23 protein-coding genes and 1 pseudogene are annotated in these 25318 nt (G+C 63.6%); 12 read left to right on the top strand and 12 right to left on the bottom strand.

Features of this window, described 5'->3' with window-relative positions:
- Window positions 1-14: 14 nt before the first annotated feature.
- Together AC1DW2_RS22840 and AC1DW2_RS22835 are read right to left on the bottom strand one after the other, a co-directional pair.
- The gene (locus AC1DW2_RS22840; RefSeq protein WP_283017018.1) at window positions 15-1007 is read right to left on the bottom strand and encodes an ABC transporter permease; all 993 of its coding nucleotides are present in this window, start codon (window positions 1005-1007) and stop codon (window positions 15-17) included.
- Window positions 1004-2629 carry a sugar ABC transporter ATP-binding protein gene (locus tag AC1DW2_RS22835; RefSeq protein WP_404979442.1) on the bottom strand — a complete coding sequence of 542 codons (1626 nt, stop codon included), beginning with the start codon at window positions 2627-2629 and terminating at the stop codon, window positions 1004-1006. The genes AC1DW2_RS22840 and AC1DW2_RS22835 overlap by 4 nt, the downstream gene beginning before the upstream one ends.
- 372 nt (window positions 2630-3001) lie before the next feature.
- Between AC1DW2_RS22835 and AC1DW2_RS22830 the strand changes: the two are divergent.
- Window positions 3002-3407, top strand: a pseudogene (locus AC1DW2_RS22830) (hypothetical protein); the annotation flags it as partial.
- Window positions 3408-3440: 33 nt separating this feature from the next.
- Here AC1DW2_RS22830 and AC1DW2_RS22825 read toward each other — a convergent pair.
- From AC1DW2_RS22825 to AC1DW2_RS22785, 9 genes are all read right to left on the bottom strand, one after another.
- On the bottom strand, window positions 3441-4844 hold the full coding sequence (locus AC1DW2_RS22825; protein WP_354131418.1) for an amidase: 1404 nt from the start codon (window positions 4842-4844) through the stop codon (window positions 3441-3443).
- Between the two features lie 86 nt (window positions 4845-4930).
- Entirely contained in the window at window positions 4931-5692 is a 762-nt protein-coding gene (locus AC1DW2_RS22820; protein WP_028158375.1) for an SDR family NAD(P)-dependent oxidoreductase, read from the bottom strand.
- A gap of 47 nt (window positions 5693-5739) precedes the next feature.
- Complete coding sequence (locus tag AC1DW2_RS22815) at window positions 5740-6465, bottom strand: ABC transporter ATP-binding protein (RefSeq protein ID WP_135214633.1); 726 nt, start codon at window positions 6463-6465, stop codon at window positions 5740-5742.
- On the bottom strand, window positions 6455-7174 hold the full coding sequence (locus AC1DW2_RS22810) for an ABC transporter ATP-binding protein (RefSeq protein ID WP_085404254.1): 720 nt from the start codon (window positions 7172-7174) through the stop codon (window positions 6455-6457). Before AC1DW2_RS22810 ends, AC1DW2_RS22815 begins: the two co-directional genes overlap by 11 nt.
- Window positions 7175-7176: 2 nt before the next feature.
- On the bottom strand, window positions 7177-8250 hold the full coding sequence (locus AC1DW2_RS22805) for a branched-chain amino acid ABC transporter permease (RefSeq protein ID WP_071912300.1): 1074 nt from the start codon (window positions 8248-8250) through the stop codon (window positions 7177-7179).
- Between the two features lie 12 nt (window positions 8251-8262).
- A complete protein-coding gene (locus AC1DW2_RS22800; RefSeq protein WP_028151201.1) occupies window positions 8263-9129 on the bottom strand; it encodes an ABC transporter permease subunit in 867 nt (288 codons plus the stop codon).
- A 98-nt stretch (window positions 9130-9227) separates the two neighbouring features.
- On the bottom strand, window positions 9228-10445 hold the full coding sequence (locus AC1DW2_RS22795; protein ID WP_439035763.1) for an urea ABC transporter substrate-binding protein: 1218 nt from the start codon (window positions 10443-10445) through the stop codon (window positions 9228-9230).
- Between the two features lie 58 nt (window positions 10446-10503).
- Window positions 10504-11502 (bottom strand): acetamidase/formamidase family protein, encoded by a 999-nt coding sequence (locus AC1DW2_RS22790; protein ID WP_208087657.1) that lies wholly within the window; start codon window positions 11500-11502, stop codon window positions 10504-10506.
- Window positions 11503-11519: 17 nt separating this feature from the next.
- Window positions 11520-12920, bottom strand: coding sequence for an amidase (locus AC1DW2_RS22785; RefSeq protein WP_354131417.1), 1401 nt, complete (start codon window positions 12918-12920; stop codon window positions 11520-11522).
- Between the two features lie 409 nt (window positions 12921-13329).
- Between AC1DW2_RS22785 and AC1DW2_RS22780 the strand changes: the two genes are divergently transcribed.
- Complete coding sequence (locus AC1DW2_RS22780; RefSeq protein ID WP_028151205.1) at window positions 13330-14505, top strand: transporter substrate-binding domain-containing protein; 1176 nt, start codon at window positions 13330-13332, stop codon at window positions 14503-14505.
- Complete coding sequence (locus AC1DW2_RS22775; RefSeq protein ID WP_028151206.1) at window positions 14502-15089, top strand: ANTAR domain-containing response regulator; 588 nt, start codon at window positions 14502-14504, stop codon at window positions 15087-15089. The genes AC1DW2_RS22780 and AC1DW2_RS22775 overlap by 4 nt, the downstream gene beginning before the upstream one ends.
- Window positions 15090-15419: 330 nt before the next feature.
- Here AC1DW2_RS22775 and AC1DW2_RS22770 read toward each other — a convergent pair whose 3' ends face one another.
- On the bottom strand, window positions 15420-16154 hold the full coding sequence (locus tag AC1DW2_RS22770) for an IclR family transcriptional regulator (RefSeq protein ID WP_049807412.1): 735 nt from the start codon (window positions 16152-16154) through the stop codon (window positions 15420-15422).
- 90 nt (window positions 16155-16244) lie between these two features.
- Between AC1DW2_RS22770 and AC1DW2_RS22765 the strand changes: the two genes are divergently transcribed.
- From AC1DW2_RS22765 to AC1DW2_RS22725, 9 genes are all read left to right on the top strand, one after another.
- Window positions 16245-16925 carry an RraA family protein gene (locus tag AC1DW2_RS22765; protein ID WP_354131416.1) on the top strand — a complete coding sequence of 227 codons (681 nt, stop codon included), beginning with the start codon at window positions 16245-16247 and terminating at the stop codon, window positions 16923-16925.
- A 2-nt stretch (window positions 16926-16927) separates the two neighbouring features.
- Window positions 16928-18190 carry a 3-isopropylmalate dehydratase large subunit gene (locus AC1DW2_RS22760; RefSeq protein ID WP_354131415.1) on the top strand — a complete coding sequence of 421 codons (1263 nt, stop codon included), beginning with the start codon at window positions 16928-16930 and terminating at the stop codon, window positions 18188-18190.
- Window positions 18187-18684 carry a LeuD/DmdB family oxidoreductase small subunit gene (locus tag AC1DW2_RS22755; protein ID WP_085404246.1) on the top strand — a complete coding sequence of 166 codons (498 nt, stop codon included), beginning with the start codon at window positions 18187-18189 and terminating at the stop codon, window positions 18682-18684. The genes AC1DW2_RS22760 and AC1DW2_RS22755 overlap by 4 nt, the downstream gene beginning before the upstream one ends.
- 92 nt (window positions 18685-18776) lie before the next feature.
- Complete coding sequence (locus AC1DW2_RS22750) at window positions 18777-19859, top strand: pyridoxal-phosphate-dependent aminotransferase family protein (RefSeq protein ID WP_477007172.1); 1083 nt, start codon at window positions 18777-18779, stop codon at window positions 19857-19859.
- A 31-nt stretch (window positions 19860-19890) separates the two neighbouring features.
- Window positions 19891-20898 carry an extracellular solute-binding protein gene (locus AC1DW2_RS22745; protein WP_354131413.1) on the top strand — a complete coding sequence of 336 codons (1008 nt, stop codon included), beginning with the start codon at window positions 19891-19893 and terminating at the stop codon, window positions 20896-20898.
- A 4-nt stretch (window positions 20899-20902) separates the two neighbouring features.
- Window positions 20903-21964: an ABC transporter ATP-binding protein gene (locus AC1DW2_RS22740; protein ID WP_063982310.1), complete on the top strand. Its 1062-nt coding sequence runs from the start codon at window positions 20903-20905 to the stop codon at window positions 21962-21964.
- Window positions 21961-23598 carry an ABC transporter permease gene (locus AC1DW2_RS22735; RefSeq protein WP_354131412.1) on the top strand — a complete coding sequence of 546 codons (1638 nt, stop codon included), beginning with the start codon at window positions 21961-21963 and terminating at the stop codon, window positions 23596-23598. The genes AC1DW2_RS22740 and AC1DW2_RS22735 overlap by 4 nt, the downstream gene beginning before the upstream one ends.
- Before the next feature lie 17 nt (window positions 23599-23615).
- Window positions 23616-24671, top strand: coding sequence for a threonine aldolase family protein (locus tag AC1DW2_RS22730; RefSeq protein ID WP_208087669.1), 1056 nt, complete (start codon window positions 23616-23618; stop codon window positions 24669-24671).
- A gap of 388 nt (window positions 24672-25059) precedes the next feature.
- Window positions 25060-25290, top strand: a complete 231-nt coding sequence (locus tag AC1DW2_RS22725; RefSeq protein ID WP_014494050.1) for a hypothetical protein — start codon at window positions 25060-25062, stop codon at window positions 25288-25290.
- Window positions 25291-25318 lie beyond the last annotated feature (28 nt).

Genomic DNA, 25318 nt, shown 5'->3' with positions numbered 1-25318 from the left:
GCGCCTGACGTCGACTAGCGTTTCGTGAAAGCAACCGCGGCAACGATGATCGCCCCCTTGATCACGAGCTGCATCGGCGAGCTCACGCCGAGCAGAACAAGGCCGTTGTTGAGCGTGCCAATGATCAAGCTGCCGAACAGCGTCCCCAGGATGTAGCCGCGCCCGCCGAACAGGCTGCAGCCACCGAGGATCACCGCGGCGATGACGTCGAGTTCCATGCCCTGCACGACATCTGGCCGCGCAGCATGTGAACGCGCCGACAGCACCAGCGCCGCCAATCCGGCCAGCGTGCCGGTCAGGACAAAGGCCGCAGTCGTGATCCGTTTGGTGTTGATGCCGGAATAGAGCGCCGCGGTCGGGTTGCCGCCGACCGCATAGATGCGCCGGCCGAACACATTGTAGTGCAGCAGCAGGATGCCGATAATCATCGCCGCCAAAGTCCAGGCGATCGGAACCGGTATGCCGAGGAACGTGCCTTCGCCAAAGATCGCGAAATAGGTCTCGTTGGTGATGATCACCGGCTTGGTGTTGGTCACCATCATCGCCAGTCCCCGCGCCATGCTCAGTGAGCCCAGCGTCACCAGGAATGACGGGATCGATAGCTGCGTGGTCAGGATGCCATTGAGCAGCCCGACCAGCGCACCGGTGCCGAGCCCGGCCACGGCCCCCACGATCCAGCTGTTGTTGATCTGGCTCATCGCGAGAGCGGCCGCCATGCCCGACAACGCCAGCGTCGAGGCAACCGACAGATCGATCTGACGTGCGATGATGATGAAGGTCATGCCGACTGCAATGATCGACACCAGCGTGGTCTGGCGCCCGATGTTCAGGAAATTGTCGACCGAGAGAAACCAGGGCGAAGACAGGCTGAACACGACCAGCAGGATCACGAAGGCGATGTACAGCATGTACGGCCGCTCGCCCCGCAGCAAATTCTGGAGAATCTTGCGGCGGCGATCAGATGGGGTCGACGAGGCGACCACGTTGGGAGCAGTCAGTTCGGTCATGCGGGAAGCTCTTGCAAGTGGCCCGGCCCGGAGGCCTGGTACATCTGGAGGAGATGATGCAGCTCTTCGGCATCATCGATCTCGCCGCGCGACAGCGTACGAGCTACACGCCCGTTGACGATCACGGAGATGCGGTCGCAGAGCTCGATCAATTCGACGAGATCGGACGAGACGACCAGGACCCCGCTGCCGTCGCGGACGGCATTCCGGATCACGGCATAGATTTCCTCGCGTGCGCCCACGTCGACGCCGACCGTCGGTTCATCCAGGAGCAGCACGCGCGGCCGCGGATCATTCCATTTTCCGAACACGACCTTTTGCTGGTTGCCGCCGGAGAGCGTCCTGACCAGGCTGAACGCGCCTGGCGCTTTCACCGAAAGCCTGGCGACCGCGGTTTCCGCCCGCCTGGCGGCGGCGCGTTGCTGCATCCAGCCCCAGCGCGAGAAGTGGGGAATTCGCGGCAAGGTGACGTTTCGCTCGATCGAATGGTCCAGGACCAGACCCTGCACATGCCGGTCTTCCGGCACCAGCGCGATGCCCTGCTCGATCGCATCGGCAGGCCCTCTCGGCAGCCATCGCCGGCCCTCGATCTCGATTGCGCCGCTCTCGAGCGGCCGGAGGCCAAACACTGTCTCCAAAATCTCCGTGCGGCCGCTGCCGATCAATCCGGCGAGGCCGTGGATCTCGCCCTTCAGCACGGACAGATCGACGGCGCGAAGCCGATCGTTGGACACGTCGGACAGCGACAGAACCGGCGACGGATCCAATTCACGCTTCGCGACAGGTTCGGTGCGCGGGCCCGTGGGTGCCGATCGATCGGTTCCGACGATCGCGTTCACCAGCCGCTTCATGTCGGTCTCGGCGGTGACAAACGTGCCTGCGTTAGCGCCATCGCGCAGCACCGTGACGCGCTGCGAGATCTCGAACACCTCATTGAGCCGATGGGTCACATAGATCACGCCGACTCCGCGGCGCGTCGCCTTCCCGATCGCATCGAACAGGATCCGGACCTCATCCGATGTCAGCGAGGAGGTCGGCTCGTCGAGGATCAGAAGCCGGACCTCGCCCATCAGCGCCTTGGCGATCTCCGTCATCTGGCGATAGGCGAAAGGCAGCGAGCCGACAGCCGCACTCGCATCCAGGGGAATGCCGAGCGCGTTCAGGAACGCCTCGGCCCTGGCCATCAGCGCGCGCTGCCGGACGAAGCCGAAACGCGCACGCGGCTCACGGCCGAGCAACAGATTGTCCGCAACGCTCAAGGATTCGACGAGGCTGAGATCCTGATAAACGACAGCGATCCCCGCCTCGCGCGACTTCGCCGGGCTGTCGAATTCCACCGGCCTGCCGGCGATCTCGATCGTGCCGCTGTCGAGGGCATGAACACCACTGAGAATCTTGATCAGGGTAGATTTTCCCGCGCCGTTCTCGCCCAGTAGCGCATGGACCTCGCCGGCGCGAACCTCGAGGTTGACGTCACGCAGCGCTCGCACGCCGCCGAAGCGCTTGTTGATGCCACTGACCATCACAAGCGAGGTCGACGACCGAGGTTCTGCTGCAACCGAACCGGACAGTTCCAAACTTTCCTCCCGTCGCCCCGCAAGACGCTGGTACGATGGTGACATATTGTTATTTTTGCAACTTATCCTGTTATAATTCTATCATCTCCGCCGACCTGTCAATGGCGGATCACGTCGCCGGGCCGGATCTAACCCTGGCCCTATCTCGATTTGTGCGGTTGCGAACGTCAGTAGAGACAGCCGGCCTTCCGCGGATCTGTTCAACATCAGGAACGGAGCAAAGCTTCACGACGCGCTCCATCCGGTCCTGGCGGCAAGCACCCGATCATCCAAGCGAGAGGAGGCAGGCCCCGCGATCGATCAGCACAAGCGTGTGCCGACAGAAAGGTAGATGCATAGGCGACGCGTGACAGCCATGGCGATGAGGCGGCCTTAGCCAAGCACACTAGACCGCGCGCGACACCTCGCTCCAATTCTGTGGATGACAATCCCTGCGATACGTCGTGCTCGTCGCGTCATTCCCGCCGCGCGGGATTACGTTCCTCGCCCTCGATCGTGCCGGCCGACCGCATCGACCGCGACATCTATCTGGTGCTTGAAGACGTCGGCGCGCGCTGGTTGCGCCCGGCGCGAGACCGACGAGGCTGACACCAACCTCGAGATCATCCTGCAAAATCTGCGGTCCGGCCAGTACGCCTATCCGGTCCGAATTGTATCCTTCAATCCCGTCCAGGGGTAGTCGCGGGATGCGACTTCCGAGGTCACCGACGCACTGGCTCGGCGTGCGGCCGACACCGACGCCGAGATCTCGTCGGCACTGCAGAACTTCATCGCCGCTAACGCCACAAAGCGCTTCGGCATGCAGCCAGCGCTGCGCCTTCAACTTCAGACACGTTATAATGCCTTTCGCTGCCTTTCATTCGATGGAAGCACGCTGCGTATGCCAATCCGTCACTGACTGGAAGGCATACCCGGCGCGGGCAAGCGTATCTTCGGACAGATGCGGACCGACGAACTGCATGCTGAGAGGCAATCGGTCCGCCGCCATGCCGTTCGGTAGCGTGATGGTCGGGCTGCCCGAGAAGTCGAATACCGCCGTGAAGCGCAGGATGCTGAGCAGCACGTTCGGATCGGCGCCGTATTCGCCCATCTTGGTCAGCGTTGGGATCGGCACGGGCATGGTGGGAATCAGGAGCAGGTCAATATCGCCGAACAGCGCAGCGAGGCTGCCGCAGAACTTCAACCGCTCATGATGGATCTGAGCGATCTCGAGGCCGCTGATCGATCTGCCCTGCTCGATCAGCTGCGCCAGATCGGGACCGTATTCCGACTTCCGCGACGGATAGGTCTCGAGATGCGCCTCTGCGGTCTCGATGGAGCACATCGGAATCCACATGCTCACGAGCTTCTCGTAAGCTGGGAACTTGACCTCACGAATATCGGCGCCGAGGTCCGCAAGCGTACGCTCCGCTTCCAGCAAGGCGGCGACCACCTGCGGATCGATCCCGTCCTGCGTGTAGCTGCGGTCCACGCCAATCCGTAAGCCCCGCACGCCGTCACCGATCCCCGCCAGATAGTTCGGCACCGGCGCCTGAAGGGCGGTTGGATCATTGACGTCTGCGCCCGCGATGACGCCGAGCATGGCCGCGGCATCGGCTGCGCTCCGGCACATCGGCCCGACATGATCGAGAGAGTCAGCCAGCGGGAAGACGCCGTGGCGGCTCACACGTCCCCAGGTGGGTTTGATCCCGGTCAGCCCGCCCGTCGCCGACGGAAACCGGATCGAGCCGCCGGTGTCGCTGCCGATCGAGCCAAAGCAAAGTCCCGCCGAAGTGGCCACGCCCGATCCGCTTGAGGAGGAGCCGACCCAGTAGTCGGTCCCCCAGGGATTGAGCGGCGCCTGGTCGTCGGGATGATGGCTCGTATAGGCGCCCTCGGTCATTTTTAGCTTGCCGAGCGTGACGGCGCCGGCGTGTTCGAGCCGGTCCACGATTGTCGCGTTGAAGGAGGGTACGAACCGGGCGTGGATTGTCGTGCCGCCGGCGGTCGGCGCGAAAGTGGTGTAGCAGAGATCCTTCAATCCGATCGGCACGCCGTGCAGCGGCCCGCGCCAGATGCCCTTGGCAAGCTCGGCGTCGCAGCGCTTCGCCTGCGCCATGGCTCGCTCGGCAAGCACCAAGGCATAACCGTGAAACTTGCTATCGAGCTTCGCGATCCGGCTCAGCATTACCTCGGTCACTTTCGAAGGTAGAAGCTCGCCGCGGCGGAACAGCTCGGAGATTTCGATGATCGACTTGTAGTGAATTGGATCTGCTGACATCTGACAGTCCTGCTGTTGTCGGAAACGGCTTCGCCCACCGGCACCGCAGACGGCCCGGTTTCGTGACTGCGCTACTCAGGGAGCGCCTAGAACTGCACGCCGCGCGTGAGGGCACCGTCGACCACGAGGTTGGTCCCCGTGATGAAACTCGCTGCCTTGCTGGCAAGGAACACCGCACCGTTCGCCATTTCCTGCGGCGTGCCCATGCGGCCGGTCGGATTCAGCGCCAGCGCGGTCTTGTACAGCTCGGGATTGCCATCCTTGATCTGATTCCAGACACCGCCCTCGAAATAGGTGTTGCCCGGCGACACCGAATTGGCGCGGATGCCTTTGCTGGCAAGCTGGAAGGCGAGACCTTGCGTATAGTGGATGATCGCGGCCTTGAACGTGCCGTAGGGGCCGCTCGCGAAGTCAACCTCCCGCCCTGAAACGCTGGAGATGGTCACGATCGCCGCGGCCTTGCTCTTCTCGAGATACGGCATCGCCGCATTGACCAGCCGCACGGTGCCCATCATGTCGGTGGAGAATTCCTTCTCCCAGCTCTCCTCGTCCTGTCCGATCGACAGCGCACTGACATTGGCGACCACGACGTCGATGCCGCCAAGCTTCGAGGCCATGTCCTCGACCCAGGCCTTGAGCGCCGGGCCGTTGGAGACATCGACCGAACTACCAAAGGCAGCGACGCCCTTCGCCTTGATCGCGGCGACTGCGCTGTCGACGTCGGCCTGGTTGCGCGCGCAGATGCCGACATCCGCGCCTTCCGCCGCGAATGTGTCGGCGATCGCCCTGCCGATCCCCTTGGTGCTGCCGGTGACGAGAACCTTTGCTCCCTTGAGTCCCAGATCCATGTCCATTCCCTCCCTGTTGACGACTTGAAAACATGCCATGCGGCCGTTCAGAGCAGGAGCTGCTCGCGGACATTGTCCTCGTTAACCTCGCCACCTGCCAGCGACTGCGCGATCTTGCCCTTCTCCATGATGTAACAACGCTCGGCGATTGCCAGGATCGTGTCGAGGTTCTGCTCGACGAAGATGATGGTGGTCCCGAGCTCGTTCCGGAACGATCTCAGCGCCTCGCAGATGTGCTGGACGATCGAGGGCTGGATACCCTCGGACGGCTCGTCCAGGATCATCAAGGACGGATTGCCGATCAGCGCGCGGCCTATGGCGAGCTGTTGCTGCTCGCCGCCCGACATCGTGCCTGCGGCCTGCCGCCGGCGTTCCTTCAGTCGCGGAAAATACTCATAGACGAGTTCAGGCAGCTTCTTGCCGCCGGGACCGCCGATCAACTCGCCGACCTGCAGGTTTTCCTCGACGGTCATCTGCGGAAAGACATCGCGTCCCTGCGGGATGTAGCCGAAGCCCGCCCTCGCCCGCGCGTCGGCTTCGAGCTTTGTTACGTCCTGCTCCATGAAGCTGATCGTGCCACGCCAGGTTTGCAGCAAACCGATCAGGCACCGCATCAGAGTCGACTTGCCGACACCGTTACGGCCGATCACGCCGACAATCTCGCCGCGGGAGACCGACATGGTGACGCCCTGCAGAATCGGCGTCGCACCGTATCCCGCCCATAATTCCGATACGTCCAGAATCCGGTCAGTGGGCTTGGGTTCAGTGAGCATGCGTCTTACCGAGATAAATTTCCGCGACTTTCGCGTCCTGCAAAATGCTTTCGAGATCGCCACGTGCGAAAATCTTGCCGAGATGCAGCACTGTGACGCGCTGGGCGACCTGGCGCACGAAGGCCATATCGTGCTCGACGACAAGAACCGTCATACCCTCTGCATTGAACGACTTGATCAGCTCGCCGGTCTTGAAGGTTTCCTCCGGCGACATGCCGGCAGTCGGTTCGTCCAGTAGCAGGAGCTGCGGCTTCAGCGCCAGCGCCATCCCGATCTCGAGCCATTGCTGCTGGCCATGCGACAGCGCACCCGCGAGCTTATCGCTGTCCGGCCCCAGGTTGAGCAGAGTCAGCAGGCGATCCTCCTCGGCGATGCGTTCCGCGCCGGACAGTCGTTCCTGGAGCGCAGTCTGGATGTTTTGCCGAACCGGCAGCTCCTTGAACACGCTCGGAGCCTGCATCTTGATGCTCATGCCCCGCTGCACGCGTGCGTAGGGACGCTCCTTGGTGATGTCGACGGTATCGAACAGGATGCTGCCCTGGCTCGGCGGGTAGAGACCCACGATCAACTTGAACAATGTGCTCTTGCCGGCGCCATTGGGCCCGATCAGGCAGTGGACCTCGCCGGCGTTGACCGTGAGGTCGACGTCGGAGACTGCGGTCAATCCGCCAAAACGCTTGGATACGCCTTTGACTTCGACCAGCGCCATGATCAGGACTCTTCCGACTGCAAGCGACCAGCCTCCGCCATGACGGGGCTATCATCGCGCCGCCGACGTCCGCTCCACCAGTCGGCAGCAAGCTTGCCGATGCCGAGCACAAAACCCTGCGGCGCCAGCATCACCGTGGCGAGCAGCAGCGCTCCCATCAGCACGAGTGCTGCCTGCTGGCTGTAGACCGTGATGGTCTGAAAGCCGAACAGCAGCAGGAACGATCCGACCAGAGTTGCGGTCAGATCGCTCCGTCCGGAGAAAGCCACCCATACGATGGGCATCGCCGCCGCAGGCAGGCCGATGCTGGACGGCGTGATGAATTGGCCCCAGGACGTGTACAGCGCACCACTCAGCCCTGCGAGGCCGCTGCCGATCACGAAGGTCAGGAGCTGGTATTTCCGGACGTCATAACCCAGCATCTCGGCGCGCTGCGGGTTCTCGCGCGTCGCCACGATGACGTTTCCGATGCCCGAATTCACGAACATGCGCAACGCGAGATAGACGATCACGATCAGCGCGATCATGACGTAGTAGAGCGCCGATCCTTCGATATAGAAGTCGCCGACGGCGAGCGGGTCCATGCCCTTCATGCCGTTGAAGCCATTCAGCCGCGCCGGGCCGATGTGCCATTCCGGCCCCGCCGTCTGGCCGAGGAAGAAGGCAAGCACCAGCGTCGCAGACAGCGTCACGATCCCGAAGAAGATGCCGTTGATGCCACCCCAGATCATGAAATAGCCGAGGATGCCGGCCGCCACCATCGCAAGGACAACGGACAGCGCAAGCGCGGCGATCGTTGCGGTGCCGCCGCCCATGTTAATCGCGAGCACGCCATAACCGTAACCGGCGATGCCGAAGAACAAGGTCTGGCCGAACGACAGCATCCCGCCATAGCCCCACATCAGGCAGAGGCCGAGCGCCATGAATATCCAGATCAGGAAATAGGCGAAATTCCCCACATCATAGGAGTCGGCGAACAGCGGATATGTCAGTGCGCCCGCGAGCACTGCAAGAAAGCAGGACCAGAAGATCTTGCCACGTCCGAGCGTCTGCGGACCTTCCAGCAGCTTGAACATCACAAATTCCCTTTAGCGCCCACGACGAACCAGAACGCTGGAGAGCCCCTCGGGCAACACCCGAATGATCAAAATAACGGCGACCAGCATGCCAATCTGTCCGATGATCTGGCCGTAGCTCGCGTTCAGCGCCATCCGGATCATCGCCAGGAACACAGCGGCCGGCGCTGTTCCGAGCAGCACGTTTGCCCCTCCAATGACGACCGTAACGAAGCTTTCGACCACGAAGGTCGCCCCCATGGTCGGAATCAGCGTCATCGTTGGCGCGTAGAGCGCCCCGCAAAGTCCGGCAAGGCCGGTGCCGATCCCGAAGCTGATCGAATAGATTCGGCCCGTTCGCGCGCCCAGCGCCTTCGCCATCGCCGCATTCTGCATCGTCGCCCGGGCGATCACACCAAAGCGCGTCTTCATGAAAACGATGTAGAGACCGCCCAGCACGGCCACCGCGCAACCGAACAGAACCAGACGATAGGTCGAGAACGTATAGCCGCCGATTGCGAAGCTTCCTTCGGGCGTTCCGATGCCCCGCACGGCTGAACCGACAATCAGGAGCATCGATTGCGTCACGATGAGGCTGAGCCCCCAAGTGGCGAGCAGAGAATCCAGCGGCCGCTTGTAGAAGCGCCGCACGATCAGGAACTCGACGGCGACACCGATGAGCCCCGCCGTCAGCGCGGCCAGGATCTGGGCAATCGCGAGCGGAACGCCCAGATTCACCAGGCCGACGGTGACATAGGCGCCGCACATGATGAACTCGCCATGCGCCATATTGATGACGCCCATCATGCCGAACACGATAGCGAGACCTGCGGCCGAGAGAATGAGGAACGCGAACACGTCGGCGAACTGATAGAATACCGAGAATACTTCAGCCGACATCTTGGTCCCTTTGCCGATCCCGGCGCCGCATCGTTGCGGCGCCGGCCTTGTCCAAGAGCGCAACTCTCAATACGAGCAAAATCCGTGCCCGTCAGGCGTCACGATTTCTTCGGGAGATGGCTCGGCGTGTATTGGTCCTTGTCGTTCTTCTTGGTGAGATCGCAACCGATTTCGCCAAGCCAGTACGGCTGGATCGTCCCATAGTCCTTCTCGACCTTCACCTCATGCTTCGGCCCGACCGAGATCAGGCGCATGCGGTGCGAGGTGTGCTGGCTCTTCGGATCGATGCACACCTTGCCTTCGGGAGCGTCGATGCATGCATCGCCGGTCGCGATGACCTTGCGCATGTCGTCGAGCTTGATCGACTTCGCCTTCTCGACCAGAGCCTTGTACATGTAGAGCGCATTATAGGCATTGTAGCCCATGTCGTTGATGTAGAGTTCGTCAGGGAATTTCGCGTGCCAGCGCTTCTTGAAGTCGGTAGCCTCTGGCGTGTCGATCTCCTCGAACCAATTCGCAGTCGCATGCATGTTGTTGAGCGCCGGCGGCTTGAACCGCTTGTGCTCGAAGCCGAGCATGACCTTGATCGACGATCCCATCGGCAGATTGAGGTTGGCCGCAGCCGCCTGCTCGAAGAACGAATCCTGGGCAGCGCCGACATTGATCGTAAGTAGCCAATCCGGCTTCGCTTTCTGAATGTTCTGGATCGTCTGCGCGAACTGCGACACGCCGAGGGGAATGAACTCCTCACCGACGACCTCGCCGCCGAGATCCTTCATGATCTTGCGGTTCCACTCCGCCGAGATCTGACCGAAATTGTAGTCGGCCGCGATGACATAGACCTTCTTGCCGAACTTCTCGACCATCCACGGGATCAGCGTCGAGAATTGCTGCTCGGGCACCGCGCCCATGCTGATCATGCTGGCGTCGCAGACACCGCCTTCATACTGGTTGGTGTAGAAATAAGGCGTCGAGGTGCGGTCGACGATGGGACGCAGCGCCTCGCGCGAGGCCGATGTGATGCCGCCGATCAGCACGTCGACCTTGTCGCGATTGAGCAGACGTCGGCCGAATTCCTGATAACGGGCGTTGTCGCCCTGCGGATCGAGATGGATCAGCTCGATCTGCCGCCCCAGGATGCCGCCGCTCTTGTTGATCTCTTCGACGGCCAGCTGCGAGCCGTGCAGCTTCGGCATGCCCATGAAGGCGAGATCGCCCGACACGTCCTCGAGCAGACCCACCTTCAACGGTGGTTCCGCGGCCCGAGCAACGGTCATTGCCGCTGCGGTACCGAGCATGGCGCCGAGCAAAACCATCCCTAACTTGCGTCCCGAACTCATCGTGATATCCCCTGTTTCTGAAAGCGACTGGATGTCATGGCTTGAGGTAATTCTTCAGGATCGATGCTCCCATCGTGTATTTAGGGTCGACCATGTTGCCGAGGCGCATCCGCCCGGCTTGGCTGAGCAGCATGTAGGCGTCGATCTCGTCGAAGCCGTAGTCGGCCGCCATCCAGCGCACGAGCTCGCGATAGGCGATACGCGCCGCGTCCTCGAGCGGACGCGCGCTGCCGATCGTCATGATGAAGTCCTTTGTCTCGAGCCGCGGCCAGGCGAAGCTCCAGTTCTTGATCAGGTCGACCTGCAGCGTGACGGTCGCGCGCTGCTCCAGAGCCACCCCGGAGAGTTCGCCGTCGCCTTGCGTCGCGTGACAGTCGCCGACGTAGAGCATCCCGCCGTCGGTATGCACCGGGAAATAGATGATCGCCCCGGGGGCGACGTCGGGCAGATCCATGTTGCCGCCGTGGTAATCCGGCTGCAGCGACGAGATCGCCTCGATCTCCGGCGAGACGCCGATGGTGCCGATGAACGGCTCGTAGGGCAGCGTAATCTTGTCGTTCCAGCGCACGCCGTTCCTGTCGACATGCAGCTTCTTCACGCGCTCCGGCAATGGCGGATTGAGCAGTGCCGTCGAGCTTGTCCCGACGAGTCCGCCGAACTCAGGAATAATGCAGGTCGTGCCGGCCGGCTGCTCGCCGCGGGTCTCGACGTCGCGGATGTAGATCGCGAGGCAATCGCCCTTCTTGGCGCCCTTAACCGCGATCGGCCCGCATTGCGGGTTCAGATAGGGAAAGTTCAGTTTGGCGGTGGGGCTGTCGCTCTCGCTGGTGAGCACACCGCCGAACGCATCCTCCGTCTCGACAACCACCACTCCGCCGGGGTCGATCGACAGGGTCGGCTTTGCATAGGGACCGTAGACGTAGTGGAAGCCGCCCTGCTCTTCGATCGTCAGGCTATGCGTCGCCCCGGTCGCGCCTTTGGCGACCGCACGCTTGGCCATGATGGAATTCTTCAACCAGTCTTCTGCGGGCATATGATTGGCTCCTGAACTCAGATCCCGGGATGACGCTTGTGCCAGTCGGTAACGCGCTGGAACGCATCGCCCGCGCGAACGAGGCCGGCCTCATCGAAATGACGACCGACGAACTGGAAGCCAACCGGACCGCCATTCGCGGCGAAGCCGCCGGGTAGCGTCACGGTCGGGCTTCCCGTCATGTCGAACGGGCATGTGAAGCGAAGCAAGCCTGCGATCAGCGAGGCGTCCTCGCCGAGCGACGCCATCTTGGCGAGCGTGGGCGCGGCGAATGCCTGGGCCGGCACTGCGAGGAGATCGACCGATTCGAACAGAAGGCGGACGGCGCCACGAAACGCTTCGCGCCGGAGCACGATCTTCTGATAGTCCATGCCGGACTGCTGCCGACCGAGATCGAGCAGGCCAGCGAGTGCCGGGCCGTACTCGTCCTTGCGCGCGGGATAGGTGTCCTCGTGCGCGACGGCGACCTCGATGCCGCACAGCGGGAACCAGTCGTCGATGACCGCCTTGGGATCGGGGAACGCGATCTCCTTGATCTTCGCGCCGAGATCGGCCGCTACACGCAGACCCTCGGTCAACACCTTGGCCGCATCGCCATCGGTGCCTTCGCTGGTCCAGCGCCGGTCGACGCCGATCGTCACGCCGCGAAGGTCGCCGGACAAACTGGCGAGATAGTCAGGTACGGGCAGCGGAACCGACGTCGTGTCCTTGGGGTCCTGACCCGCGATCACGCCGAGGATGGCGCCGCAATCGACCGCGCTCCTTGCCATCGGGCCGATATGATCCAGCGTCGCCGCAAGCTCGAATGCGCCGTAGCGGCTGACGCGCCCCCAGGTCGGCTTGAGCCCGGTGACGCCGTTAGCCGCGGACGGAAAGCGGATTGATCCACCCGTATCGGTGCCGAGCGAGCCGAAGCAGAGGCCCGCCGCGGTAGCGACGCCGGAGCCGCTCGAGGATGCGCCGGGCCAGAGATCCGCGTTCCACGGGTTCTTCGGCGGGTCGATCTTCGGGTGATGATCGGCGTAGGCGCCTTCGGTTTGCTGCAGCTTGCCGAGGATGATGGCGCCGGCATCCTTCAACCGCGCAACTACCGTTGCATCCTCGGAGGGACGGAAATCTCGATGAATGGTCATGCCATGGGCCGCCGGCGCGCCCTTGGCCCAGCAGAGATCCTTGACCGCCACTGGCACACCATGCAGCGGCCCCTTGATCTTTCCGGAAGCGATCTCCTTCTCGGCCGTGGCAGCGTCCGCGAGCGCCGAGTCAGCCATCACATAAGCGAAACTCTTGAGCTTGCCGTCGAGCTTCTCGATCCGCCCGAGCATCGCTTTGGTCGCTTCGACCGGCGACAGCTCCTTCGCCTGGATCTTCCGCCCGACGTCGACGAGTCCGAGATAGTGGAGATCTGTTGCCGCCATCGTTCTTCATCCTCACACTCGATGTGACACGCGGTCGTCTCCGCGCATGCGTCACCGTTCTGGCGACGCGGACGCATCGCCAGCTTCCTTGGCGGCAAACGAAAAAAGCCACCCGTCCCTCCCGAATGAGGCGACGAATGGCTCAAATGCCGCGGCTATGATCTGTCGCTTAGGGGCCGCAATCGAACGAAGCACTTAGTGCAAGGAGCTGGACGTCATCGGCCAGATCGGCGCACGCGAGGTTCGACAGGTAGCCCTGTAGGAGAAAAGTCTAAGTAACTGCCCATCGCATTGTCAACGATGCTCTCTGCCTAAATTTCGATAGTGCTGCGCAGCAAAACGGCAAGCCACTTGCACTGTCATCGCCGATGATGATTTCATCTTCGCGTTGCACTACCGAAAGTCGTCAATGACAAAACCGTCTGTTCCCGTTGGCATCATCTGCTCGCAGTCCGGGCCATATCAGGCTATGGGCCGCGAGATCCTCAAGAGCGCGATGATGGCGGTCGACGAGATCAACAACCAGACGGAGTTCGGCTTCTCGATTGCCGCTCATATCCGCGATCCTCGCGGCATCATCTCCGAATACCATACGGTCTGCGACGATCTCATCCGCAATGTCGGCGTCGAGCACATCATCGGCTGCTACACGTCGGCGTCGCGCAAACAAGTTCTGCCGATCGTGGAGCGCACCGATCGCCTGCTCTGGTATCCTGCGCGCTACGAGGGCTTCGAGTGCTCCGACAACGTCATTTATGTCGGCGCCTCGCCCAATCACAACGTCCTGCCGCTCGTCCGGTACGTGCTCGACAATCTGTCCCGGGAGATCTTCTGCGTCGGCTCCAACTACGTTTGGACATGGGAGACCAATCGCGTCACCCGGGAGTTGGTCAGCGCGGCAGACGGCCACATCCTGGCCGAACGGCTGCTCGAACTCGGCGAAAGCGCCGTCGGGCACATCGTCGACGAGATCGTCCGCCGCAAGCCGCCGATCGTCTTCAACACGCTGGTCGGAAGCTCGAGCTACGACTTCATTCGCGCCTTCCACGCCGGCACCAAGGCCGCCGGGCTCGAGATTCCGATGCTGAGCTGCAGCCTGTGCGAACCGGAACTGTCGATCGTCGGACCGGCGTCGGCCGGCTGCATCACGTCATCGGCCTATTTCGAGAGCATCCGCCTGCCGGAGAACCGCGCATTCGTTGCACGCTGGAAGGCGCGCTATGGCGACGACAGCAGCCCCTCGGTCGACGGGCAATCCGCCTATGTCGCCGTCTATCTGCTGGCGCGCGCGTTGCAGCGCGCTGGCACATCGAGTATCGCCGAGGTGCGGCGCGCCGCGGCCGGCCATCGCTACAATTCGCCGCAAGGACCGGTCTGGATCGACGGCGGCAACAATCATTGCGTCCTTACACCGCGGCTTGCCGTTTCCAATCCGCGAGGACAGTTTGATATCTTCTGGGAAGCCGACGCGCCTGTTAAGCCTGATCCTTACCTGACGCAGCTCGACGTTGCCGTCAGCCCTTCGAGGGAGACCTCGGCGGGCGGCGCATTGCCGAATGCGCCGCATTTGCGGGTTGTAAAATGAGCAGACCGTCTTCATTTTCGCTGCGCGGGCGTAAGGCAATCGTCGCCATCAAGGACGAACGCGACGCAACCATCGTGCGACGCCAGTTCGAGCGTCTTGGGGTCGACAGCATCGCGTGGGAGCCGACAGAGGCGATCGACTTCGCGCCGGATCTGGCGTTGATCGATGACGAGTTCCTGCCTTTGACGCAACCGGCACGACGCGCGTTCCTGGGACGCTGCCCGGTCATCGCCCTGCTCGGCACCGAAACGCCAAGCCGGCTGAAGCTAGTGTTCGAGCTCGATCCGGCCTCGTTCCTGGTCAAGCCGTTGCGCTCGGCCGGCATCTACGCGGCGCTCGTCATGGCAATCGAGCGAAGCGAACGCACCAACGAATTGAAGCAGCAGGTGGTCAAGCTCGAGCAGCGTCTTCGGTCGCGTCGCGTCGTGCTCGCCGCCGTTCTCCAGGTGATGCACTCGCACGCGCTGGCAGAACCAGCCGCCTTTGCGCTGATCCGCAAAGCCGCCATGGAACAACGCAAGACGATCGAAGAGCTTTCGGCGGAGATTACCGCCAAGGGCATGCTCCCGCGCGCAACCGGCTAGCTCACTTCTTTACGAGTGCATTCCTCACCGCCTCGGCAAAACCGCGTATCGTCGGACGCGGCGGCCGCGCCTCGCAGAAATTTGCCCGAGCGAGAATTAGGAAAGAATTTCACTTCGATTCCATCCTTCGAGGAGGGCGGAAGCCCTACCACCCACAACGCCCCCGAGAAAGACGCCGAGACCCTCCGCAGGGGCGGCTTTAATCGGCCGATCTCCCTCTATGTCACTTCCAACGCCAGTAGCAGCGAAAGCCGGCCCTGTGCCGACGCACGAGCGTCTCGGGCCGGATGATCGTGAGAACCATCAGGATTGATGGAGAACGGGGCGGCGTCAGGGAGAGCCTGTTTCGGCCGATGGCAGACTGATGATCCGCGGCGCGCCGACCTCGCGGGGCAATGGCGCGCCGAGCACAAGTGAGAGCCGATACGAGGCGTCGGTGAGCCGGGACGCCAGCGCCTGGAGGTCGGCCTGACGGATGCGTTCGATTGGGCCGCTCACGGTCATGGCGCCCACCAGCGCTCCGTCGTGGCCGAAAACGGCGGTGGAGAGGGAGGCCGTCACAGCGTCGTAGATTCCGGAACTGACGAAGACCTGCACGCCGCCATCCGTGCGGTCTGCCCAGCGCGCCGTCCGCAGCACTTGTCCCGTCGAGGTCAAATCGAGTGGCGCGAGGTTTGTGGGCCGCGCGACGTCGCGCACGAGCTGCGGCGAATCCACCCGAAACAGACAGAGCCGGCTATCGCGTTCACGCACGTGGAACGCACTGCTCTCCAACGTCTCCTGGCTTAGCCGCTGAAGGACCGGCAGCACATGCTGTTCGAGATTGAAATTGGCCCGATAGGTGGTGCCGAGCTGGAAAGTCTTCGCGCCGAGTGCGTAGCGGCCGTCGCTGAGGCGGACGACGTAGCCGGCTTCATCCAGCGACACCAGCGAGCGCATCACGGTCGGTTTCGCCAAGCCCGTGATCTTGGCGATGTCGGCCAGGCTGCGCGACCCGGCTCCAGCGAAGGTATCCAGGATCGCCAACGCCCGTTGCACGGCGGCGACCCCTTGCGTCTTGGGCATCGAAAATCCCTGTCCTGCCGATTTTCAGTTGACCTCGGCTCGTCACCGTTACACTATGCGTAACGGCGTTCCATTTTCAATGGGGTTGATATGGCCGTAGGGTTCAGGATCCTTTCCCGCAAGCGTGTTGTCGCAGGCGAATGGGTCGAACGGGCTCGCGCCCTTCCGGTCGCCAACATCAGCGATGTGATGTCGCGCATGGCCGCGGGCGGCGCCACGCTCCGGCCGATGCATGCGGCTGGCGGCATGGCCGGTCCCGCTTTGACCGTGAAGACGCGCCCCGGCGACAATCTGATGGTCCACAAAGCGCTCGACATCGCGGTTGCCGGCGACGTCATCGTGGTCGATGCGGGCGGCGACCTCAGCAACGCAATCTTCGGCGAGATGATGCTCGCGCAGGCCGCCCGGCGCGGCGTCGCCGGCATCGTTATCCATGGCGCGATCCGCGATGCCGCTGCGATCCGGGCAAACCCCCTTCCCGTTTTCGCGGCGGGTGTCACCCATCGCGGTCCGTACAAGGACGGTCCGGGCGAGATCAACGGACCGATCGCGATCGGCGGCATGGTCATCCAGCCCGGCGATTTGGTGCTGGGCGACGACGACGGCGTGCTAGCCGTCGCCATCGACGATTGCCGAGCGGTGATCGAGGCCGCCGAAGCCAAGCAGTCTGCCGAGACCAAGCAAATGGCGGCGATCGAAGCCGGTACGCTCGATCGCAGCTGGGTCGACGCCTCGCTCCGACGTCTCGGCTGCGAGATGCCAGAGGTCTAGCGATGGCCGGGCGTACGATCTCCGAGAAGATCCTCGCTCGAAAATCCGGGCAGGATGCGCACGCCGGGGACCTCGTGGTCTGCGAGGTCGATTGCGCGCTCGGCACCGACGGTTCGGTCCCGATGGCGCTCGACTATTTCAAGGCGATGGGCGGAGAGAACGTGCGCGATGCCGCCCGATTGGTCTTTGCGCTCGACCATTACGTGCCGCCGACAAGCCCGCAGACGATCGAGCTGCACCGCGTGATGCGGGACTTCGCCAAGCGGTTCAGCGTCACGCTGCATGAAGCCGGTGAAGGAATCGGTCACCAGCTCATCGTGGAGACGGGCCGCGCTCTGCCGGGTGGCCTGGTCGTCGGAGCCGACAGCCATGCCGTGACATACGGGGCACTGAATTGCTTTGCGACCGGGATCGGCTCGTCCGATCTCGCCGCGGTCATGCTGTGTGGCCGGATCTGGCTGCGCGTGCCGGATTCGATCCGCGTCGTCCTGACCGGACAACTGCCGAGCGGCGTCTATGCGAAGGATATCGCACTGGCCCTCGCGGGCACGCTCGGCGCTGACGGTGCCGCCTATCAGGCACTCGAATTCGCAGGACCGGGTGTCGCCACCCTCGCGCTGGAGGACCGCCTCGTCCTGAGCAATCTTGCGGTCGAGATGGGCGCGAAGACCGGCATCTTCCCGGCCGATGCTGAAACCATCGCCTATCTGCAGGGCCGCACCGGCCAGGCTTTCGAACCGGTCGCAGCGGATCCGGATGCGCACTACAGCCGGACCGTGGAGATCGCGCTCGACGCCCTCACGCCGCGGATCGCGTTGCCGCATCTGGTGGATCAGGTCGTGGCGCTCGAGGATGCGGCCGGCACGCCGGTACAGATGGTCTATCTCGGCACCTGCACGGGCGGCAGGTTACGCGACTTCCATCAGGCTCTCGCGGTGCTCGAGGCGGGTGGAGGCGTTGCACCCGGCGTGCAGCTCGTGGTCACGCCGGCATCGCGCGAGGTCCGCGACGCCATGGCGGCCGATGGCACGCTCGACGCCCTGGTCGGCTTCGGCGCAACCGTGGTCGAGCCGGGCTGCGGCTCCTGCTGCGGGACCTGCGGGGTGATCCCCGGCGACGGGGTTTCGGTGATCTCGACCGCCAACCGGAACTTCAAGGGCCGCATGGGCAACGCCAAGGCATCGATCTACCTCGCCTCCCCGGCAGCTTGCGCAGCCGCCGCGACCCGCGGTGTCGTGACCGATCCTCGCGAGGTGTCGCGATGACAGCCCTGCGAGGACGCGCGCGACTTGTCGGCGACGACGTCAACACCGACTCGATCATCAGCTCGACCCGCAAGCGGGAGAGCCTCGACCCCGCCGTTCTCAGGCAATTCCTGTTCGAGCATGTCGATCCGACCTTTGCAGCTTCTGTGCAACCGGGAGACATCCTGGTGGCGGGCAAGAATTTCGGTTGCGGCTCGGCGATGGAGGTTGCCGTCACAACCGTGCTCGGGGCCGGCATTCCGGCGGTGATGGCGCGAAGCTTCTCGCGCACCTACTACCGCAACGCGATCAACAACGGCCTGCTGCCGCTTGTCTGCGAAACCGGCGGAATTCGTGAGGGCGACATCCTGATCTCCGACGGCACCGGCGCGATCCGCAACGAACGCAGCGGTGAGACCCTCAGCCCGGAGCCGCTGCCGCCGATCATGCTGGCGATCCTGCGCGCGGGCGGCCTCGTTCCCTATATGCGTCAGAACGGTGACTTCAAGCTATGACGATCACAGACACTCCGAGCGCCATTGCCTCGACGGGATACCGTCTTCGGCTTCCCGGTCCAACCGAAGTGCCCGAGCGGGTGCGGCAGGCGATGGCTCGGGTGATGGTCAACCATCGCGGACCCGAATGCCGGACTGCAATCGGCGAGGCGGAGGAGATGATCCGCCCGATTTTAGGCACGACGAACCGCATCCTGTTCTTTGCGAGCTCCGGAACCGGCGTTATGGAGGCTGCGCTCGTCAACGTGGCCGGACCGGGCCATCGGATCCTCGTAGTCGAGCATGGTCAGTTCGGTGAGCGTTTCACCACGATCGCCAAGGCCATGAACATCACCGTCGACACGGTCGCGATCGAATGGGGCCAGGCGATCGATGTCGCCGCGGTGGAAGCCCGATTGCGCGACCACACCTATCGCGCCGTCGTCGTCGTGCACAATGAGAGCTCGACCGGGATCGTGGCCGATCTCGCGGCGCTCGGCGCACTGGTGCGCGACCGGCCAACGCTGCTCATCGCAGACTCCGTCAGCGGTCTCGGCGGCATCGCGATGCGGCAGGACGAATGGGGCGTCGACATCGTTGTCTCGGCCTCGCAAAAGGCCTTGATGTGCCCGCCCGGCCTCGCACTTGCCAGCGTCAGCGCCAAGGCGTGGCACGTGATCGGGCAGGACGAGCAGCGATCGGCCTTCTATTGGGATTTCCGTCGCGCGCTGAAATCCGCGGAGCAGAACGAGACCGCGTTCACGGCACCGGTGAGCCTCATCTATGGCCTGCGTGAGGCCTTGACGATGATGCACGAGGAAGGCTTCGCCAATGTGCTCGCGCGCCACAAGAAGCTCTCCGCCGCGCTGCGCGCCGGCGGCGCGGCGCTCGGACTCGCAGATTTTTGCCGCGATGAGCCACGCTCGAACACGGTCGTGGTTTTCAAGGTCCCCGACGGGCTCGAAGGCGGAGCCATCGTGCGGCAGCTCTACCAGGATCACCGCACGGTGATCGCAGGCGCCCGCAACCGTCTCTCCGGCCGTGTCATCCGGTTTGGCACGATGGGTGCTTTGAGCGCGGGGACCATTCTGACCGACCTTCTGCATCTCGAGGACGCACTCACGAAGTTCGGCCTGCCGATCGAACCCGGCGCCGGGCTCAAGGCGGCCACCGAGTACCTCGCCGCAACCGCATGAGCAATCGCTGAACCCACGAGGGCGAACCACGATGAGACCTCCTGCCTCCATCCTCGCCCGAGTCGTGACGCTCGCGGCATCGCTGTTCGCGGCCGGGCTGGTCTCGGCCCAGCAGAGCGTCGTGCTCTATTCGGCCAACGACGACACCGTGAACAAGCTTGTAGCCGAAGGCTTCGCCAAGGCGACCGGAATCAAGGTCGACGTGGTCTCGACCGGATCAGGTGTGCTGGTGCGCCGCGTCGCGTCCGAGGCCGCCAATCCGCAGGGCGACGTGATCTGGGGCGTCAGCGCGACGCTGCTGCGGCTGGCGAGCCCGCACCTTCAGGCTTACGCGGCGAAGGGCCGCGAAGCCGTGCCGGCGCAATTTCGCGATCCGAACGACCTTTGGCTGGGCACCAACATCCAGGTCGTCGTGATCGGCCAGAACACCAAGGCGATCGACAAGGCCAGCGGGCCCAAAGCCTGGGCAGACCTCCTCGATCCGAAATGGAAAGGCAAGCTCGCCTTTACCGACCCTGCCAATTCCGGATTCTCATATGCGGCCGCGACCACGCTTCTCTCGCTGTGGGGCGCGGACGACGCAGCCTGGACCAAGATGGACGGGCTTCTTGCGAATGCGAAGGTGCTCAACCGCTCGACCCAGGTCTTCGACGGGATCGGCAGCGGCGAATATCCGCTTGGCATCACGCTCGAATATGCCGGCTTCCTGTGGGCCCATAACGGTGCGCCGGTGAGCGTCGCCTATCCGGCCGAGGGCACCTATGCGGGCGTCGAAGGCGCGGCCATCCTGAAAGGCGGACCGAACCCCGAGCCTGCCAAACGGCTGGTCGACTATCTGGGCAGCAAGGAAGTCCAGGAGATGTTGCTGAAGGCGACGTTCCGGCGCCCTGCCCGTCAGGATATCGAGCTCGAGGCAGTCGCACCGGGGATGCTGCCGTTCTCGGCAGTCAAGGTGCTGCCCTATGACGACACCAAATGGGAAGCGGCCCGTCGCGACACCCTCGCGCGGCTGAAGACCACGATCCAGAACACGCGCTGATCCGATGACCGCGATCCGGATTGAAAACCTGACCCGCACCTTCGGCGCGGTGCGGGCCGTGGACGACATCTCGCTCGACATCAAGCATGGCGAGCTGTTCACGCTGCTTGGGCCGTCAGGCTGCGGGAAGACGACGTTGCTGCGCATGATCGCAGGCTTCATCGACGTCGAATCCGGCTCCATTTGCTTCGACGGCCGGCGCATCGATGCTCTGCCCGCGCATCGCCGCGACACCGGCATGGTGTTTCAGAACTACGCGATCTTCCCGAACCACACCGTCGCCGAAAACGTGGCCTACGGGCTGAAGGCCAGGAAGGTTCCGGCTGCCGAGATCGCATCGCGCGTCGATAAGGCGCTCGAGCGGGTGCGCCTTGCAGGTTACGGTCCGCGCTCGCCACACCAGCTCTCCGGCGGTCAGCTGCAACGCGTGGCAATCGCCCGCGCGCTCGTGATCGAGCCCGCCGTGCTCCTGTTCGACGAGCCGCTGTCCAACCTCGACGCGCAGTTGCGCACCGAAATGCGGATCGAGGTCCGACAGCTGCAGCAGGCGCTCGGCCTGACTGCGATCTACGTGACGCATGATCAGGAGGAGGCACTCGCCATCTCCGACCGCATCGCCGTCTTGCGTCACGGCAAGATCGAGCAAGTGGACACGCCGGAGCGCATCTATCGAATGCCGCAGACTGCCTTCGTCGCCGAATTCCTCGGCTCGACCAATATGGTGCCGGGCATCGCGGGAGCTTTCGACGGCCGTAACACCCCTGTCGCAGCAGCCGGAACGGAATTCACGGTCAGAGGCGAGGTCGCAGCGCCGGGCGCGCCGGTGTTGCTGTCGGTCAGGCCGGAGGCCCTGCAGCTGCGAGACGGTTCCGGTGGCTCGCTTGTGCATGCGCGTCTGGCGCTGCGTGAATTTCTCGGCCCGGTACAACGCCTCCACGCAACCCTGCCGGACGGCACCCAGATTCGGATTGCGGCGCTCGGCGGCCAGGCGCTCGATCTCTTGCCCGGCGCGCCGCTCACCCTTGCCTACGACCCTGCCCAGATCACGGCGTATCCGGCGCCATGAAACGCTTCGCCACCATCGTGACGCTGGCGGCGCTGGTGCTGCTCGCGGTGTTTCTGCTCTACCCGCTGGCGCTCGTCCTGGATGCAAGCTTTCGGATCGACGGCACGGGCGGCCTGACACTTGGGAACTATGCGGCGATTGTGAAGAGCCGCTACTATCTTGGCAGCATCGGCAACAGTCTGCTCTGCGCCGCGCTCGCGACGGCCTTCGCATGCGCGATCGGCATCCCGCTCGCCTTCTGTCTCGCCCGGATCGACATACCGGGCCGCGCGCTGCTGCTGACGCTTGCGTCCTTACCGCTGGTCCTGCCCTCTTTCGTCAGCGCCTACGCCCTCGTGCTGCTGTTCGGCCATGCTGGCGTCGTCACCACCGCTCTGCGCGGGATCGGCATCCCGATCGGATCGATCTACGGCGTGCCCGGCATCGTCATCGTGTTCACGTTGACGCTCTATCCATACGTCGTCATGCCCGTGCTGGCCGGATTCCAGGCAGTCGACGCCTCGATGGAGGAGGCAGCCCGCAATCTCGGCGGCTCACGGCCCTATGTGATCCGCACCGTGCTGCTGCCCATCGTGATGCCGGCGATCCTTGCCGGCGGACTATTGGTGTTCATTGAGGCACTGGAGAATTTCGGCGTGCCAGCGGTGCTGGCTGAGGACCGGCCGTTCCTGGCCGTCGACATCTTCAAGCTGTTCGCCGGCGAATCTGATGCCAACCCGGCCGCGGCGGGCGCACTCAGCGTGCTCCTGATCGCCTGCACGGCGATCGCGCTGCTCGTTCAGCGGCACTACCTTGGCAAGCGCCGGTTTTCGACCAATGCCCGCAGCGCGCCCGCGAAGCTGCCTCTGACGCCGGGGCTGCGGCTCACGGCCACAATCGTGAGTTGGGGCATTGTGATTGCCTCGCTGCTGCCGTTCGCGGCCGTGTTGATGATCTCCCTCCTGCGCTTTCGCGGCCCTGTCCTGACCTGGGAGTTCGGATTGGGCAATTACGCCACCCTATTGTCGGGCTCCTATCGGCCGCTGCTCAACACGCTGACGCTCGCCAGCATCGCGGCCGCCGTCACCATGCTGATCGGCGCCCCGATCGGCTATGTCGTGGCCCGGCACCGCTCGCGCCTGTCGGGATTGCTCGATTTCGTCGGCATGGTGCCGTTTGCAGTCTCGGGCACGATCCTGGCGATCGGGCTCATCATCGCGTTCAACAGCGGTCCCTTGATTCTGACCGGCGGCTGGCTGATCCTGGTCATCGCCTATGTCGTCCGCAAGCTCCCCTTCGCGATCCGGTCGTCCTCGGCAATCGTGCACCAGCTCGATCCCTCGCTCGAGGAAGCCTCGATCAATCTCGGGGTCTCGCCAAGCAAAACCTTCGCGACCCTGACCGTGCCGTTGATGGCCAGCGGCCTTGTCGGCGGGCTGGTGCTGGTCTGGATCACCGCGGCATCCGAGTTGAGCGCGACCATTGTGCTCTATGCGAGCGGCTGGGTCACCACGACCGTCGTGATGTACCATGCCATCGAGGGCACCGGCGCGGGTCTGGCGGCCGCCGCGGCCGCGGTGCTTATCCTCGTCACCGCAATCCCGTTGCTCCTGATCAATCGGCGCATCAACAAGCAGGAATCAACCGTGATATGACGGCAGGACAGGACGGTATGAACGAAGCAGCCCCGACGCTCCCGAATTTCCGCAGCGACAATGTCGCGCCGGTCTGCCCCGAGATTCTGCGAGCGATCGCCGAGGCCAATCGCGGCCCGGCCGCCGCCTATGGGGACGACGATTATTCGAGATTGTTGAATGCGCGCTTCTCGGAGCTGTTCGAGACCGCGGTCACCGTGTTCCCGGTCTCGACCGGTACGGCGGCCAACGCCTTGTCACTCGCGAGCTGCGCGCGGCCCTATGGCGCCATCTATTGTCACGAAGAGGCGCATATCCACACCGCGGAAGGCGGCGCGACCGAAGCCTTCACAGGCGGCGCGAAGCTCGTCGCCATGTCCGGCCGAAACTTTCGGATCGAGCCGTCGAGCCTGCGCCAGGCGCTGGGCCAGGCGGCCTGGGGAGTCCGCAATCGCTCCCAGCCCGATGCGGTGTCGATCACTCAGGCCAGCGAATATGGAACAATCTATCCCCTCGCCGAGATCGCCGAAATCGGAGCAATCGCCCACGACAGGAATCTGTCGCTGCACATGGATGGCGCCCGGTTCGCCAACGCGCTGGCGCGGCTCGATTGCAGCCCGGCCGACATGACATGGCGCGCTGGCGTCGACATCCTGTCCTTCGGGGCGACGAAGAACGGGGCGATGTCGGCGGATGCGATCGTGGTGTTCGACCAGGATCTCGTCGAATCCCTGTCCTATCGGCTTCGCCGCGCCGGCCAGACCTCGTCGAAGATGCGCTTTGCGTCTGCACAGCTGCTCGCCTACGTCGAGGATCGCCTTTATCTGCGGCTCGCGGCGAAGGCCAATGCCGTGGCCGCGCGTCTTGGAGCGGGTCTCGCTGCGCTACCCGACGTTCAGCTCATTGCGCCAGTGGAAGCCAATCTGGTTTTCATCAACCTGCCCGCTTTGGCCATCAACCGTCTTGCAGCGAGCGGGCTGCAATTCGCGCGACGGGGCCAGGACGTAATCCGGTTTGTGGCTCGCTTTGACAGCACCGAACAGGATGCTGACGAGGTCATCGCGCTCGTCCATCGCGCGATCGCAGGAGGCTGAGAGCGATCATTCCTTAACCGATCATTCTGCAGATAGTTGCCCCGCCCACCGTCACCCACGCGTCTACAGCCCTTCCAATTTTCGATTGCAGCTCCTGCGCAACAAGAACATCGCTTGGCAAGTGACACACGCTCAACCAACTACCACGCCCGTTAGGTCGCGTGATGTCTTGCCGGTAGAGCCCGCCGAAACGCTTCTTCAAATAACCGGCCCATCCTTTTTCTAGTAGAGCGATGGTCTCGGGACTGCGCACGGTGACCAGCCTGCGCGCGCCTAGCGAACAGCATCGAACACTTTAGGACTGTCGCGAACGGGCGCATTCTTTACCCGCGAGGTAATCGAATTGGTCCCCGCCACGGCGCATCTTCGGTCGCAACAGGAAATGACCATGATCGCGCTGCTGCTCTACCGGACCATCGCAGACCACCTTGTTCCCTGGGCCGTGACGCTCGCGACCCGCATGCTGGCACGCAGCCTCAACATGCCCGAGCCCCTGGTGCATTCGACCGGCCACTATGTCGTCGCGCAGGTAACAGCCTTCGAGCACGGCGTCGGCAAGAGCCTCTGCCCGTTCCGCCTCGCCCGCCTGCTCCGCGCCTGGTGGCGCGGACGGCACTGAATTCACCCCCAAGCCCAACCCAACCATG

The sequence above is a fragment of the Bradyrhizobium sp. P3_C3 genome, from assembly GCF_056402655.1.
This window is presented reverse-complemented; position numbering and strand designations above follow the sequence as displayed.

Bases quoted from the DNA above. Each gene is read 5' to 3' on its own strand.
- AC1DW2_RS22790 (WP_208087657.1), bottom strand. From the start codon at position 11,502: ATGCCCGCAGAAGACTGGTTGAAGAATTCCATCATGGCCAAGCGTGCG.
- AC1DW2_RS22840 (WP_283017018.1), bottom strand. From the start codon at position 1,007: ATGACCGAACTGACTGCTCCCAACGTGGTCGCCTCGTCGACCCCATCT.
- AC1DW2_RS22765 (WP_354131416.1), top strand. From the start codon at position 16,245: ATGGCCGTAGGGTTCAGGATCCTTTCCCGCAAGCGTGTTGTCGCAGGC.
- AC1DW2_RS22785 (WP_354131417.1), bottom strand. From the start codon at position 12,920: ATGGCGGCAACAGATCTCCACTATCTCGGACTCGTCGACGTCGGGCGG.
- AC1DW2_RS22795 (WP_439035763.1), bottom strand. From the start codon at position 10,445: ATGGTTTTGCTCGGCGCCATGCTCGGTACCGCAGCGGCAATGACCGTT.
- AC1DW2_RS22780 (WP_028151205.1), top strand. From the start codon at position 13,330: ATGACAAAACCGTCTGTTCCCGTTGGCATCATCTGCTCGCAGTCCGGG.
- AC1DW2_RS22820 (WP_028158375.1), bottom strand. From the start codon at position 5,692: ATGGATCTGGGACTCAAGGGAGCAAAGGTTCTCGTCACCGGCAGCACC.
- AC1DW2_RS22770 (WP_049807412.1), bottom strand. From the start codon at position 16,154: ATGCCCAAGACGCAAGGGGTCGCCGCCGTGCAACGGGCGTTGGCGATC.
- AC1DW2_RS22745 (WP_354131413.1), top strand. From the start codon at position 19,891: ATGAGACCTCCTGCCTCCATCCTCGCCCGAGTCGTGACGCTCGCGGCA.
- AC1DW2_RS22835 (WP_404979442.1), bottom strand. From the start codon at position 2,629: ATGTCACCATCGTACCAGCGTCTTGCGGGGCGACGGGAGGAAAGTTTG.
- AC1DW2_RS22750 (WP_477007172.1), top strand. From the start codon at position 18,777: ATGGCTCGGGTGATGGTCAACCATCGCGGACCCGAATGCCGGACTGCA.
- AC1DW2_RS22825 (WP_354131418.1), bottom strand. From the start codon at position 4,844: ATGTCAGCAGATCCAATTCACTACAAGTCGATCATCGAAATCTCCGAG.
- AC1DW2_RS22755 (WP_085404246.1), top strand. From the start codon at position 18,187: ATGACAGCCCTGCGAGGACGCGCGCGACTTGTCGGCGACGACGTCAAC.
- AC1DW2_RS22740 (WP_063982310.1), top strand. From the start codon at position 20,903: ATGACCGCGATCCGGATTGAAAACCTGACCCGCACCTTCGGCGCGGTG.
- AC1DW2_RS22805 (WP_071912300.1), bottom strand. From the start codon at position 8,250: ATGTTCAAGCTGCTGGAAGGTCCGCAGACGCTCGGACGTGGCAAGATC.
- AC1DW2_RS22730 (WP_208087669.1), top strand. From the start codon at position 23,616: ATGAACGAAGCAGCCCCGACGCTCCCGAATTTCCGCAGCGACAATGTC.
- AC1DW2_RS22775 (WP_028151206.1), top strand. From the start codon at position 14,502: ATGAGCAGACCGTCTTCATTTTCGCTGCGCGGGCGTAAGGCAATCGTC.
- AC1DW2_RS22800 (WP_028151201.1), bottom strand. From the start codon at position 9,129: ATGTCGGCTGAAGTATTCTCGGTATTCTATCAGTTCGCCGACGTGTTC.
- AC1DW2_RS22810 (WP_085404254.1), bottom strand. From the start codon at position 7,174: ATGGCGCTGGTCGAAGTCAAAGGCGTATCCAAGCGTTTTGGCGGATTG.
- AC1DW2_RS22725 (WP_014494050.1), top strand. From the start codon at position 25,060: ATGATCGCGCTGCTGCTCTACCGGACCATCGCAGACCACCTTGTTCCC.
- AC1DW2_RS22735 (WP_354131412.1), top strand. From the start codon at position 21,961: ATGAAACGCTTCGCCACCATCGTGACGCTGGCGGCGCTGGTGCTGCTC.
- AC1DW2_RS22815 (WP_135214633.1), bottom strand. From the start codon at position 6,465: ATGCTCACTGAACCCAAGCCCACTGACCGGATTCTGGACGTATCGGAA.
- AC1DW2_RS22760 (WP_354131415.1), top strand. From the start codon at position 16,928: ATGGCCGGGCGTACGATCTCCGAGAAGATCCTCGCTCGAAAATCCGGG.